The sequence below is a fragment of the Kitasatospora sp. NPDC052896 genome, from assembly GCF_044547075.1.
GTDB lineage: Bacteria > Actinomycetota > Actinomycetes > Streptomycetales > Streptomycetaceae > Kitasatospora.
The window spans coordinates 316,216-333,260 of sequence record NZ_JBITZU010000008.1 but is presented as its reverse complement, the minus strand read 5'-3'; the positions used below and the strand labels follow the sequence as shown (position 1 = coordinate 333,260).

General features: G+C 71.1%; 17 protein-coding genes. 12 read left to right on the top strand and 5 right to left on the bottom strand.

Going from position 1 to position 17,045, the window contains the following annotated elements:
* Positions 1–427 precede the first annotated feature (427 nt).
* The 5 genes from ACIGXM_RS19720 (at position 428) to ACIGXM_RS19700 (ending at position 5,403) form a co-directional block, all read left to right on the top strand.
* A complete protein-coding gene (locus tag ACIGXM_RS19720) occupies positions 428–2,473 on the top strand; it encodes an ATP-binding protein (protein ID WP_396562518.1) in 2,046 nt (681 codons plus the stop codon).
* Positions 2,470–2,964, top strand: a complete 495-nt coding sequence (locus tag ACIGXM_RS19715; protein WP_396562516.1) for a roadblock/LC7 domain-containing protein — start codon at positions 2,470–2,472, stop codon at positions 2,962–2,964. Before ACIGXM_RS19720 ends, ACIGXM_RS19715 begins: the two co-directional genes overlap by 4 nt.
* A gap of 20 nt (positions 2,965–2,984) precedes the next feature.
* Positions 2,985–3,476, top strand: a complete 492-nt coding sequence (locus ACIGXM_RS19710; protein WP_396562514.1) for a DUF742 domain-containing protein — start codon at positions 2,985–2,987, stop codon at positions 3,474–3,476.
* Complete coding sequence (locus tag ACIGXM_RS19705; RefSeq protein ID WP_396562512.1) at positions 3,457–4,083, top strand: GTP-binding protein; 627 nt, start codon at positions 3,457–3,459, stop codon at positions 4,081–4,083. Before ACIGXM_RS19710 ends, ACIGXM_RS19705 begins: the two co-directional genes overlap by 20 nt.
* An 87-nt stretch (positions 4,084–4,170) precedes the next feature.
* Positions 4,171–5,403: a styrene monooxygenase/indole monooxygenase family protein gene (locus ACIGXM_RS19700; protein ID WP_396562510.1), complete on the top strand. Its 1,233-nt coding sequence runs from the start codon at positions 4,171–4,173 to the stop codon at positions 5,401–5,403.
* A gap of 115 nt (positions 5,404–5,518) precedes the next feature.
* Here ACIGXM_RS19700 and ACIGXM_RS19695 read toward each other — a convergent pair whose 3' ends face one another.
* Positions 5,519–5,890 (bottom strand): VOC family protein, encoded by a 372-nt coding sequence (locus ACIGXM_RS19695; protein WP_396562508.1) that lies wholly within the window; start codon positions 5,888–5,890, stop codon positions 5,519–5,521.
* Between the two features lie 79 nt (positions 5,891–5,969).
* Between ACIGXM_RS19695 and ACIGXM_RS19690 the strand changes: the two genes are divergently transcribed.
* Both ACIGXM_RS19690 and ACIGXM_RS19685 read left to right on the top strand, forming a co-directional pair.
* Entirely contained in the window at positions 5,970–6,431 is a 462-nt protein-coding gene (locus tag ACIGXM_RS19690) for a MarR family winged helix-turn-helix transcriptional regulator (RefSeq protein WP_396562506.1), read from the top strand.
* Positions 6,432–6,827: 396 nt separating this feature from the next.
* Positions 6,828–8,363, top strand: coding sequence for a glycine-rich protein (locus ACIGXM_RS19685; protein WP_396562504.1), 1,536 nt, complete (start codon positions 6,828–6,830; stop codon positions 8,361–8,363).
* A gap of 5 nt (positions 8,364–8,368) precedes the next feature.
* Here ACIGXM_RS19685 and ACIGXM_RS19680 read toward each other — a convergent pair whose 3' ends face one another.
* On the bottom strand, positions 8,369–8,485 hold the full coding sequence (locus ACIGXM_RS19680; RefSeq protein WP_396562502.1) for a hypothetical protein: 117 nt from the start codon (positions 8,483–8,485) through the stop codon (positions 8,369–8,371).
* A gap of 417 nt (positions 8,486–8,902) precedes the next feature.
* Between ACIGXM_RS19680 and ACIGXM_RS19675 the strand changes: the two genes are divergently transcribed.
* On the top strand, positions 8,903–10,576 hold the full coding sequence (locus tag ACIGXM_RS19675) for an NAD-dependent malic enzyme (RefSeq protein ID WP_396562500.1): 1,674 nt from the start codon (positions 8,903–8,905) through the stop codon (positions 10,574–10,576).
* Positions 10,573–12,051 (top strand): class II fumarate hydratase, encoded by a 1,479-nt coding sequence (gene fumC / locus ACIGXM_RS19670; protein WP_396562498.1) that lies wholly within the window; start codon positions 10,573–10,575, stop codon positions 12,049–12,051. Before ACIGXM_RS19675 ends, fumC begins: the two co-directional genes overlap by 4 nt.
* 151 nt (positions 12,052–12,202) lie before the next feature.
* Here the strand turns inward: fumC and ACIGXM_RS19665 are convergent, their stop codons facing one another.
* Both ACIGXM_RS19665 and ACIGXM_RS19660 read right to left on the bottom strand, forming a co-directional pair.
* Entirely contained in the window at positions 12,203–12,502 is a 300-nt protein-coding gene (locus ACIGXM_RS19665) for a hypothetical protein (RefSeq protein ID WP_396562496.1), read from the bottom strand.
* Entirely contained in the window at positions 12,499–12,969 is a 471-nt protein-coding gene (locus ACIGXM_RS19660) for an ATP-binding protein (protein ID WP_396562495.1), read from the bottom strand. Before ACIGXM_RS19660 ends, ACIGXM_RS19665 begins: the two co-directional genes overlap by 4 nt.
* 283 nt (positions 12,970–13,252) lie before the next feature.
* On the opposite strand from ACIGXM_RS19660, the gene ACIGXM_RS19655 reads away from it, so the two are divergent.
* Positions 13,253–14,134: a helix-turn-helix domain-containing protein gene (locus ACIGXM_RS19655; RefSeq protein WP_396562493.1), complete on the top strand. Its 882-nt coding sequence runs from the start codon at positions 13,253–13,255 to the stop codon at positions 14,132–14,134.
* Complete coding sequence (locus tag ACIGXM_RS19650; RefSeq protein WP_396562491.1) at positions 14,121–14,333, top strand: DUF397 domain-containing protein; 213 nt, start codon at positions 14,121–14,123, stop codon at positions 14,331–14,333. The genes ACIGXM_RS19655 and ACIGXM_RS19650 overlap by 14 nt, the downstream gene beginning before the upstream one ends.
* Before the next feature lie 116 nt (positions 14,334–14,449).
* Here the strand turns inward: ACIGXM_RS19650 and ACIGXM_RS19645 are convergent, their stop codons facing one another.
* Positions 14,450–15,628: a protein-L-isoaspartate O-methyltransferase gene (locus ACIGXM_RS19645; RefSeq protein WP_396562489.1), complete on the bottom strand. Its 1,179-nt coding sequence runs from the start codon at positions 15,626–15,628 to the stop codon at positions 14,450–14,452.
* Between the two features lie 552 nt (positions 15,629–16,180).
* On the opposite strand from ACIGXM_RS19645, the gene ACIGXM_RS19640 reads away from it, so the two are divergent.
* Entirely contained in the window at positions 16,181–17,020 is an 840-nt protein-coding gene (locus ACIGXM_RS19640; protein ID WP_396562568.1) for a glycosyltransferase family 2 protein, read from the top strand.
* Positions 17,021–17,045: the final 25 nt, after the last annotated feature.

Sequence of the window (17,045 nt, the reverse complement as noted above, 5' to 3'; positions counted from 1 at the left end):
GACCCGTCGCCAGGTCAGGCGGGTCCGCCGGTCCGCCCGCTGTCCGGATGTCAGTCCGATCCGGGCGGGTCGCGGGACGGCGCGGTGAGATCTCCGTCACACTCCGTCCTGCCAGGTTTCCGGCAGTTGAACGGTGATGCATCCGTGACCTGCGGAAACTCCTGATGCGCCGTTGTGAACGTGAAGAATTCGACAAGGTTCACGGTAGAGTTGATCTTGTTTATCCGGCTTGTTCTACGATTCACTCTTGCGGGTGTCAGCGGCGGAACGGGGTGCGGCCGTCTTCCTGTGAGTGGGGCCAGGGCTGGACACGGCCTTGGCGCTTGAGGTCTGACGAGAGTGAGAGCACCGGTTGCGTAAGAGGATTGCGGAGCACCGCCGTGCCCGGAGGTCGGGCGAGCGGCGGGAACGCGCCCCCGAGGCCCGGATGGCAAGGCGGCTGGCCGTCCTGCCCGCCCTGGCGACCCTGTCCGGCTGTGATCCGTCGGGCGGTGGCGGCCCGGCCCTCTGGACGGCCGGTGCCGCGGTGGCCGTGGTCCTGGTCGGCGGCACCGCCGTGGTCGTCCGCCGGGCGACCGCCCGCCCGTTGGAGCAGGCCCGCGACCAGGCCGCCAGGAACCTCGGCACACTGCTCGACGAGCGGGCCGGCCTGGCCACCGAGCGCGACGAGCAGCGGGCCAAGGCGCAGGCGCTGACCGGCGAGCGCCAGCTGCTGCTCCAGGAGCGCGAGGAACTGCACCGCCAGCAGCACGAGTTGACCCGGCAGTGGACCGAGGCGGCGGCTGTGCACCGGGAGACCGCCGCCCGGGTCGACGAACTGCTCCAGCAGCAGGCCCAGTTGCTGGCCGAACGGGATGCCCTCGGCCAGCAGCGGAACGAACTCGGCCAGCAGCGCGACGCGTTGATCCAGGAGCGGGACGAGCTCCAGGGCAGTGTGGACGCCACCTTCGTCAACCTCGCGATGCGCACCCTGACCCTGGTCGAGCGGCAACTGGTGCTGATCGAGGCGCTGGAGGGCCGGGAGGCCGACACGGCGCAGCTGGAGAGCCTCTTCCGGCTCGACCACCTGGCCACCCGGATGCGCCGCAACAGCGAGAACATGCTGCTGCTGGCGGGCCTGGAGAACAGCCAGCGCAGCCGCAAGACGGTGACCCTGCTGGACGTGGTGCGCGCCGCGGTCTCCGAGATCGAACGGTACGAGCGGGTCAAGCTGGGCTTCCTGGCGGCCGTCCGGCTCAGCGGCGCGGTCGCCGACGACACCAGCCACCTGCTCGCCGAGCTGCTGGAGAACGCCACCGCGTTCTCACCGCCGCAGGACCAGGTGGAGATCGGCGGCTGGCTGCTGGACAACGGCGAGCTGATGATCTCGGTGATCGACCACGGCATCGGCCTGCCCGCCGAGCGGCTGCGGGCGCTCAACGAGCAGCTCGCCGAGCCGACGGTCCCCGCCGGGACTCCGGGCGTCGGCGCGGAGCCCGGGAAGCGGGCCGCCGAGCGGCGGGACGCGCTGCTCGCGGGGGCGTTGACCGGGCGGAGCATGGGCCTGTTCGTGGTGGCCCGGCTGGCCCGGCGGCACGACATCCGGGTGCAGCTGCGGGAGAGCGCGGAGGGCGGCGGCGTGACCGCGATGGTCGTGCTGCCGCGCGAGGCGCTGCAACAGGACTCGGTCAGCACGGCGGACCTCGACGAGCAGCGGCGCGCGGAGCGCAGCGCGACCTCGGCGGCGGTGCAGGCGCGGGCGGCGGCCACGGAGTCGTCCGGCGTGCCCACGCCCACCTCCGCGGCTTCGCCGGAGCCGGCTCCGGCTCCGGCTCCCGTCTTCGCTCCCGTGTCCGGTGACGCCGAGCTGCCCGCGCTGCCGCGGCGCAAGCCCGCGGGTGCGGAGGGCGGCGCCGCGGAGGCCGGCACCGGAACCGGCGCGGGAGGCGAGCGCCCGGCCGTCCCGACCGGCCGTGGGCGGCACGCCGCCGCGCCGGCCACGGGTGGGACCGAGCAGGCGCAGGCGCCGGCCCTGCCGGTCCGTCGCGACTACGCGGGCCCGACCATCCCCCGCCGGGGCCCCGCCACGCCGGCTGAGTCCGCCACGCCGGCTGAGTCCGCCGCGCCCGCTGAGTCCGCCGTGCCCGCCGAGTCCCCCGCCCACGCCGTCCCGCCCACGCCTCGCCCGGACCAGCCGGAGGACAGCAGCGTGACGACCGTGCTCGGCCTGCCCCGCCGCGTCCCGCGTGGCAACGGCCTGCCGGGCACCGGCGAGACCCCGGCCTCCGGCCTGCGCCGGATCGCCGCCGAGCCCGAGACCACCGCGGCGCCGTCCTCGCGGCCCGCCCCCGTCACCCCCACCGCACCGGACGCTCCCACCGCACCGCCCCGCTCCGGGATCACCCCCGAGGAGCTTCGCCGCAGACTCGGCGGTTTCCAGAGCGGACTGCGGCAGGCAGCCCGTGAGACCGCCGCCGAGGGACAGGACCAATGACCGACTTCCCCAACCCCCCGACCGCCGCCAACCCGCTCCCGGTCCGTTCCCTGGCGCCCGCGCCCGGGCCCGTCCCGGTGGTGAGCCAGGCCGCGAAGAACGTCCGCTGGCTGCTCGACGACTTCCTCGGCACGGTGGCCGGTGTCGCCGACGCCGTGGTGGTCTCCTCCGACGGTCTGTTGCTCGCCGACTCGCGGGACGGTGTGCGCAGTGACGAACTCTCCGCCATCGTCTCGGCGTTGACCAGTCTCGCGGCCGGCGTGGCCCGAGTGCTGGAGTTCGGCGGCGTCAAGCAGACCATGGTGACGATGGACCAGGGCCACCTGGTGGTGATGGCCATCAGCGACGGCTCCTGCCTCGGCGTCTACGCCACGCTCAGCTGTGACCTGGGTGTGCTGGCCTACCAGATGGCGTTGCTCGTCGAGCGCGCCGGTCACGCGCTGACGCCGCAGGTGCGCAGCGAACTCCACCGGGCGATGGCCGTCCGATGAGCCCAGAGGAGGTGGGTGGCATGCCCGGCACTGCGGGCGGTTCCAGCAGCGGCCACGCTGGTGGCAGTACCGGTCCCGGCACCGGCACCGGCACTGGTCCCGGCCACGGCCGGCGGACCGACACGGCCCGTCCGGGGCAGGGACGTTCGTCCCGGGTCCGGCCGTACGCGATCACTCGTGGGCGCACCAGGTTCGGCCGGGTGCTGCTGGTGGAGACCCTGGTCTCGGCGCTGAACCGGCCGGCCGACCCGGCCGACCGCAGCCTGCCCGAGCTGGCCGCGATCTGCGACGTCTGCCGCGGTCAGATGCGCTCGATCGCGGAGATCTCGGCGCTGCTGCGGATCCCGCTCGGGGTGGTGAAGGTGCTGGTCAGCGACCTCGCCGACCAGGGCCGGATCCGGGTGCACGGCACCGACACGCTCGGCGTGGGACTGGACGGTACGGACGCGATGGCGGGGACGTCGAAGCGGGATCTGCTGGAGAGGGTGCTGGGTGGACTTCGCAAGCTCTGATTCCGCGCCCGGGGCGGGCGCGGTCCCGCCGGGCATCCCGCTGGTGGGCAACGCCACCTCCACCAAGATCGTGGTGGCGGGCGGCTTCGGCGTCGGCAAGACCACCTTCGTCCGCTCGGTCTCGGAGATCCCGCCGCTCACCACCGAGGCGGTGATGACCGAGGCCGGCGCCGGCGTGGACGACGCCAGCGCCGTGCCGGAGAAGACCTCGACCACGGTGGCGATGGACTTCGGCCGGATCAGTCTGGCGCCGGACCTGGTGCTCTACCTCTTCGGCACGCCCGGCCAGGGCCGCTTCTGGTTCATGTGGGACGACCTGGTGCGTGGCGCGGTCGGCGCCGTCGTGCTCGTCGACACCCGCCGACTGGCCGACTCCTTCCCGGCGTTGGACTACTTCGAGGGCAGCGGGCTGCCGTTCGTCGTCGCGGTCAACCAGTTCGACGACGCCCCGGCCTACTCGGCCGAGGCCGTCCGCGACTCGCTGGCCGTGCCGGCGCACGTCCCGGTGCTGATCTGCGACGCGCGGCAGCGGGCCTCGACGGTGCAGGTCCTCACGGAGCTGGTGGTCCACGCCCTCGCCGAGGAGACCGCGCCCACCGCTGTCTGACCCTCCCCCCTTCCCGCTCTCCGCTTCCCCCTTCCCCCTTCTTCTCCCCCTTCTCCACACCAAGCAAGACAAGAGGCAGGCAGCCGCATGCGCAGAATATTGATCGTCGGAGCCGGTCAGGCCGGACTCCAGCTCGCCCTGGGGCTCCAGAGCAACGGCTACGACGTCACGGTGATGACCAACCGCACCGCCGACGAGGTGCGCGACGGCCGCGTGCTCTCCACCCAGTGCATGTTCGACGCCGCGCTGCAGCACGAACGCGACCTGGGCATCAACTTCTGGGAGGGCGAGGCGCCCAAGGTCGAGGGGCTCGGCGTCTCGGTCGCCGGTCCGGAGTCCGCGCGGGTGATCGACTGGGTCGGTCGCCTGGACGGCTACGCCCAGTCCGTCGACCAACGCCTCAAGATGGCGGGGTGGCTGGAGACCTTCGCGCAGCGCGGCGGCCAGGTCGTGGTGCACGGTGTGGCGGTCTCCGACCTCGACTACTTCTCCCGCACCTACGACCTGGTGCTGGTCGCGGCGGGCAAGGGCGAGCTGGTCACCATGTTCGGCCGCGACGCGAGCCGTTCGCCGTACGAGACGCCGCAGCGCGCGCTCGCCGTCTCGTACGTGCACGGCCTCGGCCCGCGCCCCGAGCACGACTTCAAGGCGGTCCGCTGCAACCTGGTCCCGGGTGTCGGCGAGCTGTTCGTGATCCCGGCGCTGACCACCTCCGGTCCCTGCGACATCCTCTTCTGGGAGGGCATCCCCGGCGGCCCGCTCGACGTCTTCGGCGACGTCAAGGACCCGGGCGAGCACCTGCGGCTCACCCTGGACCTGATGAAGACCTTCACCCCCTGGGAGTACGACCGCACCCGCGGTGGCGTCGAACTCACCGACGCCGGCGCCACCCTGGCCGGCCGCTACGCCCCGGTGGTCCGTAACCCGATCGGCGAACTCCCCAGTGGTGGCCTGGTGTTGGGCGTCGCGGACGTCGTGGTCGCCAACGACCCGATCACCGGCCAGGGTTCCAACAACGCCGCCAAGTGCGCGGCCGTCTACCTGGACGCGATCCTCCAGCACGGCGACAAGCCCTTCGACCGCGAGTTCATGCAGTCCGCGTTCGACCGCTACTGGGAGGCCGCCCAGCACGTCACCAAGTGGACCAACGCGATGCTCGCCCCGCCGCCGGAGCACGTTCTCAACCTGATCGGCGCTGCGGGTCAACTCCCGGCCGTGGCAGACCGGTTCGCCAACGGGTTCAACAACGCGGCGGACTTCGAGGAGTGGTTCTTCGACCCGGAGAAGGCCGCGGCCTACCTGGGGTCGCTGACCCAGTAGGCGGTGCACCGCCCGTCCGCTGACGCCGGTGGGGGCCGGCGTCAGCGAACGGGCGTTCCCGGACCGGTCGTGGCCCCCCGGGGTCGTGCCGCGCGGGGCTACGACCGGGACGCGGTCAGCCTCCGTGCGCGGTGAGCAGGTAGCCCTCCGGGCCCTCGAAGGAGAACATCGGCCCGAAGGGGCTGTCCGTCATCGGGGTGAGGATCTTGATCCCGGCGGCGGTGAGCTGATCGTGCAGCTTGTGGGCGTCGGAGGTCCTGAACCAGAGCGCCACGCCGAGGCCGGGCCGGGCCGTGCTGGCGAGGTCGGTGCCCGGGAGGAGCGCGCGGACGGCGAACGGGGTCGGCCTGGTGTCGAACACGACCGCGTGCGGCGGCGAGACCGCGGCCCGACGCAGGCCCAGGTGCTGCTCGCAGAAGGCGGCCGCGGCGTCCACGTCGCGGACTTGCAGGGCGACGAAGTCGGGGCCGTCGATGGTGACAGACATGGGTCTCCCTCGATCCATATGTCAGAACTTTGACATCGCTGAGGCTAGGGCGCCGGGGTGGCTATGTCAAAATGTTGACATGATGGAGAGCATGCCGGCCGAGCCGCCCCGCCCCGCGAAGGACGTCACCCAGCACGTGGGATACCTGCTCAAACGCGCCCAGGCGGCCCTGCGCGGCGCCATGGACAAGGTCCTGCGCGAGCACGGGCTGACCGTGCCGCAGTACGCCACTCTCGAACTCCTGGCCCTGTATCCGGGCATGTCCAACGCCGACCTCGCCCGTGCGACCTTCGTCACCCGGCAGTCCGGAAACGTCGTCCTGCGGGGCCTGCAGGAAGCGGGACTGATCAGCCGTCCCGCCACCGCCGACCACGGCCGCGCCCGGCCCGCCCGCCTCACCGAGGAGGGTCGGGCACGCCTCGCCACGGTCCAGGCCGCCGTCTATGCCATCGAACAGCGCATGGTCGAGGCGATCCCGCCGCAACGCATGGCGGTGCTCCTCGCCGACCTCGACCGCATCGCGGCGGCCCTGGAGGAATGACCCGCCAACCTCCCGCGGGGGCGCCCCTCGTGAGGTCCTCGGAGAAGGCTGGTGGCCACGCCGAATCTCGCTCAAGGTGTCCGACCTCGTGGCGAGTTGAAAGGGTCGGCCCGGTGGCTGGGCCGTGGGTGGTGCCGGGCCGGGAGGCGGCGGAGCCGCGGTGAGCCCGTGGGAAGGCCGATCAGGATCTCGTCCCTGCCCGTGACCGGACCGACGGGCGGGCCGAGCAGGTCACGTCACGCGTGGTTGCAGGACCGGAAGGCGTGTGCGGAACCGTTGGGGTGAATCGACGGTGTGTCAGTTCGACTATCGGCCGTGTGTCTGACCACCTGACCCAGAGTGGCGGAAGGCAGTCCCCTGCCGAGCTACCTCTCTGCCACCTTCCGGGAGTGGATCATGACCTTCTCGCTGCCGGTCGCTGCCGGCCGGCCGGGCTCGGGTCTGAGCGGATACCCTGCCGGTTCGGCGGGCCGTCGACGTGCGCTGACCGTCGCGGCCGCCATGCTCTGTGCCGCCGCCGTCACCCCGGTGGCGCTGTCCGGGCCCGCCCACGCGCAGGGCACCTGCACGACCTCCGGCTCCACCGTCACCTGTACCTTCGCCTCCACCGGCGCCGAGCAGACGTTCACCGTTCCTGACGCCGTCACGCAGGTCCTCGTCACGGCGATCGGCGCCGCCGGCGGCACGGAGTCCTCCGGTGCCAGCGGCGGCCGTGGCGCCCAGGTGTCGGGCACGCTCACCGGACTGTCCGCCGGACAGACCCTCTACGTCGAGGTCGGCGGCACCGCCACCACCACCGGTTCGTGTAGCGGGGGCGCGCAGTGCACGGGCGGCTTCAACGGCGGCGGCACCAGCCGCTTCGGCGGAGGAGGTGGCGGTGCCTCCGACGTCCGCACCCTGCCCGGCACCACCCCCCTCACCACCACCGACTCCCGCCTCATCGTTGCCGCGGGCGGCGGTGGAGCCGGATTCGCCGGTAACCCTTGTGTGGGAAGCCCGGGTGGGGATGCCGGCCAGCCGGGCACCGACGGGGCTTGCGACGGGGGAACCGGCGGCGGGGCGGGCGCGGCCACCCATGGCGGGGCCGGAGGCAGCGGCACCGTGGCCGGTTCCCCCGGCACACTCGGCTCCGGCGGCAACGGCGGCGGTCCAGCCCTTTCCGTCACGGGTGGCGGGGGTGGGGGCGGCTACTACGGCGGGGGCGGTGGCGGCAACATCAACGTCCTGGTCGATCCCGTAGGGAGCGCGGGTGGCGGAGGCGGTGGCTCCTCCCTCGTCCCCACCGGCGGTACCGGCCCCACGCTGACCAGTGCTGTTTCGAGTATCACCATCACCTACACCTCACTCATCGGCCCCACGGGCCCAACAGGCCCCACCGGGCCCACGGGTCCGACTGGCCCGACCGGTCCCACCGGCCCCACCGGCGCTGAGGGTGTGCAGGGCCCGACCGGTCCGACCGGGGCAACCGGTCCCACCGGCGCTGAGGGTGTGCAGGGCCCGACCGGTCCGACCGGGGCAACCGGCCCGCAGGGTGCGACCGGCCCGACAGGTGCGACCGGTCCGACAGGTCCGACCGGCGCAACCGGCCCCGTCGGGCCGGTGCTCAGCCTCGATTCGGTGCGTGTCGACTCCACCGCGGTCGTGGTGGAGACGGACTCCCAAGGCCTCGCCTGGATCCAGGAGCGGCGGCTCCCGCGCACGGGCGGTGTCGACGGCCGGTGGGTCGCGCTGTCGAACATCGCCGGCTACCCGTCGGCCCGGATCGCGAACGTCTCCCTGCTCGTCTCCGACCGACGGCTGTTCATCACCCTGCTGGCGGTCGACAGCAAGAACTACGTGGCGAGCTGCCCACTCGGCCGCGGCTCGGTCACCGAACACGTCCTGCACCACGAGTGCAAGCCGTTCGTGCCCCTGGTCGGCCCCCCGTCCTAGCCACATCAGGCAACGTTCGTCCTGTTGACCACCGCAGGTAGCCGTTCGTCGCCGATCGGCACCGAGCACCCGCCGTGCAGCGCGGCGAGCATCGCCCGCTCGGCCCGCACCTCCGTGGCCACCGTCGGGTCCCCCGGCGGTGGCCAGGATCTCGCGGGCCAGGGCCGACACGGCCGACAAGGCCGCCTTCCGGTCCCGGTCACCGCCTTCGGGGACCACCTGGTGGCGGAACCCGATGTCGGGGAAGCGCGACCGCAGCGGCGCCAGCAGCCCCCTGACCTGCGCTCGCGCCAGGTGACCGGCCCGCGATCCGACAGTCAGCGTCCGCATTCCCCAACTACCGGCCGGCTCGTGCTCAGCCAGTCGATCCCGGGGCGCGGGACTAGCCTGAAAGTGTGCGCGACGGCCCGGGAGGCGCCGCGATTCGCCGCCCACGCCCGACCCGTCACTGGCACCACACCACCTGCCGAGAACGCTGTACCGGACCCGATCACCGCCCGGTCCCCGACAGCACGGACGCCATCGTGAGGAGCGAAGACATGAGTACCACGCACGCGGTCAGGACACCGGCGACGCCCGGCGTGCTGGAAGATCCGATGAGTAATCACGGAGTCGCGTTCAGCGCCTCCGAGCGCGACAGTTACGGACTGACCGGCCGGCTGCCCGCGGCCGTTCTGACACTGGACCAGCAGGTGCAGCGCGCGTACGGCCAGTTGCAGCGCCAGCCCGACGACCTGGCCAAGTACGTGTACCTGGAGCAGCTGCACGACCGCAACGAGACCCTCTACTACCGGGTGCTCGCCGACCACCTCGCCGAACTGCTCCCGGTGGTGTACGACCCGACCGTGGGCGACGCCATCGAGAGGTACTCCGAGGAGTACCGACGGCCGCGCGGGATCTTCCTGTCGATCGACGCGCCCGACGACATCGAGACCGCCTTCGGCACCCTCGGGCTCGGCGCCGACGACGTTGACCTGCTGGTGTGTACCGACGCCGAGGAGATCCTCGGCATCGGTGACTGGGGCGTGGGCGGCATCGAGATCGCGATCGGCAAGCTCGCCATCTACACCGCCGCCGCCGGCATCGACCCACGCCGGGTGATCCCGGTGTCGCTGGATGTGGGCACCGACAACGAGGCCCTGCTCAACGACCCGCTGTACCTGGGCAACCGGCACGCCCGGGTCCGCGGCGCCGCCTACGACGCCTTCGTCAAGAAGTACCTGCACACCGCGTCGAAGATGTTCCCGAACGCGCTGCTGCACTTCGAGGACTTCGGCCCGGACAACGCCCGCCGGATCGTGGAGACCTACGGCCACCAGTACCGCATCTTCAACGACGACCTGCAGGGAACCGGGGCGATCACCCTCGCCGCCGTGCTGTCCGCGGTCAAGGTCACCGGCGTGCCGATGCGCGAGCAGAGACTCGTGGTGTTCGGTGCGGGGACCGCCGGTGTGGGCATCGCCGACCAGATCCACAGCGCGATGATGCGCGACGGCGCCACGGCCGAGCAGGCCACCTCCCGGATCTGGCTGGTGGACAAGCAGGGACTGCTGACCAGTGACATGGCGGACCTTCGCGACTTCCAGAAGCCGTACGCCCGCAAGCCCGAGGAGGTCGCCGACTGGGCCGGCGGCGGGACGGTCCCACTGCTGGAGACGGTGGGCAGAGCGGCCCCGACGATCCTGCTGGGCACCTCGACCGCGCACGGCGCGTTCACCGAGGACGTCGTCAAGGCCATGGCACGGGGGGTCGAGCGCCCGATCATCCTGCCGATCTCCAACCCCACCTCGAAGATCGAGGCCGAGCCGCAGGACCTGATCGCATGGACCGACGGCAAGGCGCTGGTCGCGACCGGGTTGCCGTTCGGACCGATGCAGTACCACGGCGTGAGCTACCGCTTCGGCCAGGCCAACAACGCGCTGGTCTACCCCGGCCTGGGGCTCGGCACGATCGTCTCCGGCGCTGACAGGGTGACCCCTGCCATGCTCATCGCGGCTGCCGAGGCGGTGGCCGGCCAGGTCGACGTCGCCACTCCGGGCGCTTCGCTGCTGCCGGCGGTCGAGAACCTGCGGGCCTCCACCGCCACGACCGCGGTCGCCGTCGTGCGAGCCGCCCAGGCGGACGGCGTCGCCACCGCGAAGATCGACAATGTGGTGCAGGCGGTGCAGGAGGCCATGTGGCAGCCCTCCTACTCCGAGGGCGGCGCATCATGACCGGCGCCACCGGGCAGCCCGGTGGCGCTCGGGACCGGGGACCGAAGATCCTCGACCTGCCGATCGGCCTGTCGGCGACCGGAACCCGGCGCGAGAGCGACTCGATGGGCAGCATCGACGTGCCCGCCGACCGGTACTGGGGTGCCCAGACCCAGCGCTCACTGATCCACTTCTCGATCGGCGACGACCGCATGCCCAAAGCGGTCTACCACGCCTACGGCCACGTCAAGAAGGCCGCCGCGATCGTCAACGGCCGCGCCGGGAGGCTGCCGGGCTGGATGGCGGACCTGATCGAGCAGGTCAGCGACGAGGTGATCGCGGGGAAGCTCGACGAGCACTTCCCGCTGTACGTCTGGCAGACCGGATCGGGCACCCAGTCCAACATGAACACCAACGAGGTGATCAGCAACCGTGCCAACCAGCTGGCCGGCGGCCAGCTCGGCAGCAAGACACCGGTGCACCCCAACGACCACGTCAACATGGGGCAGTCCTCCAACGACACGTTCCCCACCGCGATGCACATCGCCGCCGTCAAGGAGATCCACGAGCACCTGCTGCCGGACGTGCAGGCGCTGCGACGGTCCATCGAGGCCAAGGCCGAGCAGTGGCGCGACGTGGTCAAGATCGGCCGTACCCACCTCGAGGACGCGGTCCCGCTCACTGTCGGACAGGAGTGGTCCGGCTACGCCCACCAGCTGCAGCAGGCCATGTCCCTGGTCACGGCGTCCACCCAGGGCCTGTTCGAACTCGCCGCGGGCGGCACCGCGGTGGGCACCGGACTGAACGCGCCCGAGGGTTTCGCCGACCAGATCGCCCGGGAGATCGCCGTCGCGACCGGATACCCGTTCGTCACCGCCGCGAACAAGTTCGCCGCGCAGGGCGGGCTGGACGCCATGGTCGCCGCCTCGGCCGGCCTGCGAGGCCTGGCCGTGGTGCTGATGAAGATCGCCAACGACATCCGGTGGCTGGCCTCCGGGCCGCGCTGCGGGCTGGGCGAGCTGATCCTGCCGGCCAACGAGCCGGGCAGCTCGATCATGCCCGGCAAGGTCAACCCGACCCAGTGCGAGGCCATGGTGATGGTCTGCATCCAGGTCCTGTCCGAGGACTCCGCGATCGCCTTCGCCGGCTCCCAGGGCAACTTCGAACTCAACGCGATGCGCCCGGTGATCATCAACAACTTCCTGCACTCGGCCACCATCCTGGCCGATGCCTGCCGGAAGCTGCGCGAGTACTGCGTCGACGGCGCCGAGCTGCACCGCGAGCAGGTCGACAGCTACGTCGACCGTTCCCTGATGCTGGTCACCGCGCTGTCGCCGGAGATCGGCTACGACAAGGCCTCGGCGATCGCCCACAAGGCCAACGACGAGGGCACCACCTTGCGCGAGGCCGCCCTGGCCAGCGGATACGTCGATGCTGCAGAGTTCGACCGGATCGTGAACCCGGCTGCCATGGTCGGATCGACCGGGAGGCCCTGACAGCGCCCGTCGGACGCCGGCAGGCACCGCGTGGTGCGCGGTGCCTTTCGGTGGATCCGGTCGGATCCGGTCCGATCAGGAGCGGGTCAGGAACCAGGCGTACCCCTGAGGGGCTGGGCGCCGTTGCGATCGGCTCCGCAGGCGGGTGTTACTACGCCCCCTCCTGTTCGGCCGGCTGGACCTTCACCGTGTGCGGGACTCCCGCCAGCGTGAACACCAGCTCCATGTGCTGCCCCTGCCGCAACGTCTCCTGGGCGCAGTGTTGGGCGCCCGGCCCGGTCAGCATTTCCCTGAGCCAGTTCCGTTCCAGGCTGCCCAGCGGCAGGGCCTGAACCGACTGCCAGGATGCCGCGAGGGCATCCGCGAGGCGCGCGAACGTCGCGGGCGCCGTGATTCCGGTCAACTCCACCATCACGGGGCCGACCCCCGGCGCGTCCTGCTCCCCGGTCATCGCGCACCACCCGGCTCTCCCTGGTGCGGCACCGATCCGCCGTCGGACGAAGTGACCACGGCCCACGTGATCTTGCCGATTCCCTGGTCGCCGCGCGGGCGCCAACCCCATTGGGCGGAGAGCGCGTTGACCAGGATGAGCCCACGCCCGGCCTCGTCGTCCGGGCCCGGCTCGCGCGGTTCGGGAGGGGCGCTACTGGCGTCGTGCACCTCGATCAGCAGCCGGTCGGCGTCGGCGTCCAGGTAGACCCAGATCAGGCATCCCCCAGGACTGCCGTGCCGCACGGCGTTCAGCGTCAGCTCGGTGAGCACGGTGAGCCCATCGGACGCGAACCGCTCGCCGTCGATCACGCGCGCTAACAGGTTCGTGAGCAACTGACGCGCGCGGCCCGGGGATCGGGCGCTGCGCGGCAGCCAGCACTCCGCCTTGCCGGTCAACTCCATTGGCTGATTGATGATTTCAGGCATGGCGAAGCTCCCTTGCAGTGCGGCTGTGATGCCAGGCGGGCGACCTGTGCGCCCTGGGTGAGGGCATGGGAATGCCCGGCGACTCATCGTGTTGATCACGATCTGTCGATTGATGTCCTACTCTCCGTAGTCTGCTCTTGATGGGCTGCAATCTGCAAGACTTCATTGCGAAGTCTCAGATCGAGTAATTCGAACAGTTGATGCTCATTGCGGAGCGAGCACGGCAGTGCTTTCATTTCGGATGCTGAGAGTGCTTCATACTGAGGTGGGGAAGGGATGACCCATGGCGGAAGGGCCGACGGGATCGACCGTGCCGCGGAGGCAACTCGGGCGGTACCTGCGCGATCTGCGGAACAAGGCGCGACTCACGGTGCGTGCGGCAGCGCGTCAACTGGAGTGGTCCGAAGCGAAGATGTGGCGTATCGAGACGGGGCAGACCTCACTGCGCAGCCTTGACGTGGAGGCCATGTGCAAGGTCTACGGCGCGCCGGCGGATCTCACCGAGGCGCTGATGGGCCTTGCGAAGGAGACGAAGGCGCGTGGCTGGTGGCACTCCTACGGCGACGTGATTCCCGAGGGCTTCGACCTCTACATCGGCCTCGAAGAGGCGGCAGCACAGATCGACTGGTACGAGAGCGAGTTGATCCCCGGACTGCTCCAGACCGAGGACTACGCCCGCACGATCATCCGAGCGGACAACCCTCATGAGGAAGAGGGTGAGATCGAGCGCCGAGCACGCCTGCGAACCACTCGCCAAGTCATTCTGAGCCGCGCCGCCGGTGCGCCGACGCTTCGCGTGGTCCTGAACGAGTCCGTGCTCAGGCGGCCGGTCGGCTCGAACGACGTGATGGCAACGCAACTCAACCAGTTGGTCGAGGTTTCGGAGTTGATCCGGATAAGGGTGGTTCCGTTCGCGGCTGGATTGCACCTCGGTGTCATGTCGGGCCCGTTCACGATCCTGCGTTTTCCATGCAACCCGGACGGTAGCGAGAGCGAGCCGCCGACTGTCTACGCGGAGGGCTATACGGGCGTTCTCTACCTGGACAAGCCCAACGAGGTCGAACGCTACGACAGGGCGTTCGAGAGTATCTGGGATACAGCGCTCGACGAACAGGCGTCGAAGCACCTGATGTCTGAAATGGCAGGGAGTTATGGAAAAGCTTGATCTGACGGATGCGGCCTGGTTCAAGTCCAGCTACAGCAATGGCCAGGCGAACTGCGTGGAGGTCGCGTTCACGGCCGGCGGGGGTGTCCCAGTGCGGGACAGCAAGGATCCGCAGGGACCCGCGCTGATCTTCGCCGCCGACGCCTGGCGGGCGTTCGTCGGCGGCCTGCGGGCAGGGAGCTTTTCCTCGGGCTACTGACCCGTCCGTGACGCTCCGACAGTCCCCAGCTGCCCTTTCCCGTGGCCCGGGGGCGGTGTGCCGCAGATCCGGCTACGGCGGGGCGGAGCAACCAGGTACCGTCCGCCGGGCTCCCGCTACCCCGCGCGGCGCTCGGCCGGGGCGGTGCGTCCGGCGACTGGCCAGCGTGGGCCGGTGGTGGGGTTGTTGAGCCATGCCCACTGTGCGGACGGGGTGACGGTGATCCCGTAGTCGTAGGGCACCGGACGGCCCAGCGCCTCCCACCGGTCCCACGCGGTGAGCAGCCTGTCGCCGAGGCGCTGGGGGCCGCCCTGGTGGACGGTGACACCGCCGTCCCCGCCGGCCGACAGCGCCGCCCAGGAGCGGTCGCCGTCGTGGACCCAGGCGGAGACACCGTCCTGGTCGGTGCCGGTGGTGATGACCGCCTCCGGGACGGCGACGCGCAGTGCGAACTTCAGGTTCCAGTCGTCGGCGAGTGGTGCCAGGTCACGCTTCACGGTGTGCACGACTTCGGCGGCTTCGGCACCGCGCACCGCCCGGTATCCGGCATGGCCACCGGCCGCCGGCCCGGGAGCGCCTCGGTCGGCCATGAACTGCCCCAGGCCCTGCACCCAGCCGGAGGCGCCGCCACCGTCCGGGTCGACCGTGAGGGCCACGTGCCCCAGCCGTCCCCACGGGTAGACGATCCGGCCGCCCGGCCGCGTGTGTTCCACCCAGCCCCAAGGAACCGTCTCCACCGCGTAGGTGGCGTGGATCCGGTCGACCGGGCTGCCTGCGGGCGGCGGGGTGCGGGTGCCGTCGCCGACCACCACCTCCGCGTCGACACCGGCGACCGCCAGCCGGGCCGCCGCGAAGGCCGCCAGCCCCGTGTCGACCTCGGTGGACACCACGTTGCCGGGACCTGCCTGCCAGGCGGCCAGCGCGCACGTCCAGCCCTGGCCGGTGCCGACGTCCCAGACCCGGTGCCCGGGTTCGACGCGCAGACTGTCCAGCATGTCGGCCACCACGGCGGGGGCGGAGAGGCTGGACGACGGCAGCCCGCCGGTGACCTGGGTGACCGCCGCCGCGTCCGGGCTGCCGTACAACTCGGCCGTCCACCCGGCCGGGTCGCACGTCCGGTCGACGGCGACGTACGCCTTCCCGTTCCAGCGCCACAACCGCTCAGGCGCGAACAGGTCGCGCGGCCGCGCGACCATCGCCTCGCGCAGCCACGGCGAGTTCGCCGGCCACGCTCCGCGCTCGGCCATCGCCAGATCGAGGTGCGCCCGGCGGGCCACCAGGTCCTCGTGGGTCACTTCTTGTGCTTCCCGTCCGACGGTGGCGGGGGCGGGACCTGCCCGTCCGCGTTTCCCGGCGGCGGATTTCCCTGGCTGGGCCCAGGGGGTGGCTTCTCGTGTGTGCCCCGGGATGGCAGCGGCGCCATGGTTGCTCTCCTTCGCGGTGGGACAGGCCACGGTTATCGTGGCCCGGCTTCCGGAGCGTGCGGAAGACAGTGTTGGCGTGTGCCCGGGGCGCGCGTCCGGACGCCGTGCGCCGGATCGCTACGGGACCGGGGAGGCCAGGACGGCTTCGAGGGGCGGGAGTTGTGCGGCCGGCTACGGGCAGGCCTTCCGACAGGTCGTGCCTGGTGCGTCCTTCTGCCACTGGGCGGCGTCGATGGACGGTCTGTGCGCGGCATACCCGCGCCCGGCAGCTACATTCAGTGAACTGTCGATCATGCAATGGGAGTACGGTTGGGCGCCGGGAGTCTTGTTCAAAGCGTTCAAAATCAAACCTGGGGACACACCTTGACGGAAAGTCGGACACCGGATGACCAGAGCCTCGCGCTGGGCGTCGTGGTGTTGACGATGGGAGACCGCCCCGGGGAGTTGCATGCTCTTCTGGAGTCGGTGGCGGCACAGGAGGGCGATCCTGCGAAGGTCGTGGTGCTGGGCCAGGGTGTGCGGCTTCCCGGACTACCCTCGGGCGTCCACGCGGTGGAACTGCCGGAGAACCTCGGCATCCCGGGCGGCCGGAACAGGGGCGTGGAGTGGCTTCGCGCCGAGGGCGGTGTCGATGTGGTCGTGATTCTGGACGACGACGGCCTGCTGCCCCGAAGCGACACGTTCCACCTCGTCCGGGAGGCCTTTTCGGCCAACTCCCGCTTGGGCGTGGTGAGTTTTCGGATCGTGGACGAGGAGGGCCTGACCGCGCGCAGGCACGTACCCCGTCTGGGTGCTTCTGATCCGCTGCGTTCGTCCGAGGTCACCACCTTCCTGGGAGGCGCGCACGCCATCCGCATGAGCGTGATCGACCAAGTGGGCGACTTCCCAGCGCCCTTCTTCTACGCACATGAGGAGACGGATTTCGCGTGGCGCGCGCTGGATGTCGGCTGGGAGATCCACTACCGGGCGGACCTGGTGCTCCGGCATCCCCGCACGAACCCGGCCCGTCATGCCACGTACTACCGACTGACGGCACGCAACCGGGTGTGGCTGGCCAAGCGGCACCTGCCCGTCGTCCTGGTGCCGGTGTACCTCGCGTCGTGGACCGCCTACGCCGTGGCCCGTAGGCCGCCGCTGGCCGGCCTGCGGGCATGGGTGGCAGGGTTCTTCGAGGGGGTCCGGACTTCGTGTCCTCCGCGTCGGCCGATGCGGTGGCGCACGGTGTGGCGGATGACACGTCTTGGGCGGCCTCCGGTGATCTGATGGCCGGCTACCGGAAGCGCGGAAT

What these genes read in the sequence shown, in the direction of transcription:
- ACIGXM_RS19720 (WP_396562518.1), top strand. Translation starts at nt 428, where the DNA reads ATGGCAAGGCGGCTGGCCGTCCTGCCCGCCCTGGCGACCCTGTCCGGC.
- ACIGXM_RS19715 (WP_396562516.1), top strand. Translation starts at nt 2,470, where the DNA reads ATGACCGACTTCCCCAACCCCCCGACCGCCGCCAACCCGCTCCCGGTC.
- ACIGXM_RS19710 (WP_396562514.1), top strand. Translation starts at nt 2,985, where the DNA reads ATGCCCGGCACTGCGGGCGGTTCCAGCAGCGGCCACGCTGGTGGCAGT.
- ACIGXM_RS19700 (WP_396562510.1), top strand. Translation starts at nt 4,171, where the DNA reads ATGCGCAGAATATTGATCGTCGGAGCCGGTCAGGCCGGACTCCAGCTC.
- ACIGXM_RS19695 (WP_396562508.1), bottom strand. Translation starts at nt 5,890, where the DNA reads ATGTCTGTCACCATCGACGGCCCCGACTTCGTCGCCCTGCAAGTCCGC.
- ACIGXM_RS19690 (WP_396562506.1), top strand. Translation starts at nt 5,970, where the DNA reads ATGATGGAGAGCATGCCGGCCGAGCCGCCCCGCCCCGCGAAGGACGTC.
- ACIGXM_RS19685 (WP_396562504.1), top strand. Translation starts at nt 6,828, where the DNA reads ATGACCTTCTCGCTGCCGGTCGCTGCCGGCCGGCCGGGCTCGGGTCTG.
- ACIGXM_RS19675 (WP_396562500.1), top strand. Translation starts at nt 8,903, where the DNA reads ATGAGTACCACGCACGCGGTCAGGACACCGGCGACGCCCGGCGTGCTG.
- fumC (WP_396562498.1), top strand. Translation starts at nt 10,573, where the DNA reads ATGACCGGCGCCACCGGGCAGCCCGGTGGCGCTCGGGACCGGGGACCG.
- ACIGXM_RS19665 (WP_396562496.1), bottom strand. Translation starts at nt 12,502, where the DNA reads ATGACCGGGGAGCAGGACGCGCCGGGGGTCGGCCCCGTGATGGTGGAG.
- ACIGXM_RS19660 (WP_396562495.1), bottom strand. Translation starts at nt 12,969, where the DNA reads ATGCCTGAAATCATCAATCAGCCAATGGAGTTGACCGGCAAGGCGGAG.
- ACIGXM_RS19655 (WP_396562493.1), top strand. Translation starts at nt 13,253, where the DNA reads ATGGCGGAAGGGCCGACGGGATCGACCGTGCCGCGGAGGCAACTCGGG.
- ACIGXM_RS19650 (WP_396562491.1), top strand. Translation starts at nt 14,121, where the DNA reads ATGGAAAAGCTTGATCTGACGGATGCGGCCTGGTTCAAGTCCAGCTAC.
- ACIGXM_RS19640 (WP_396562568.1), top strand. Translation starts at nt 16,181, where the DNA reads ATGGGAGACCGCCCCGGGGAGTTGCATGCTCTTCTGGAGTCGGTGGCG.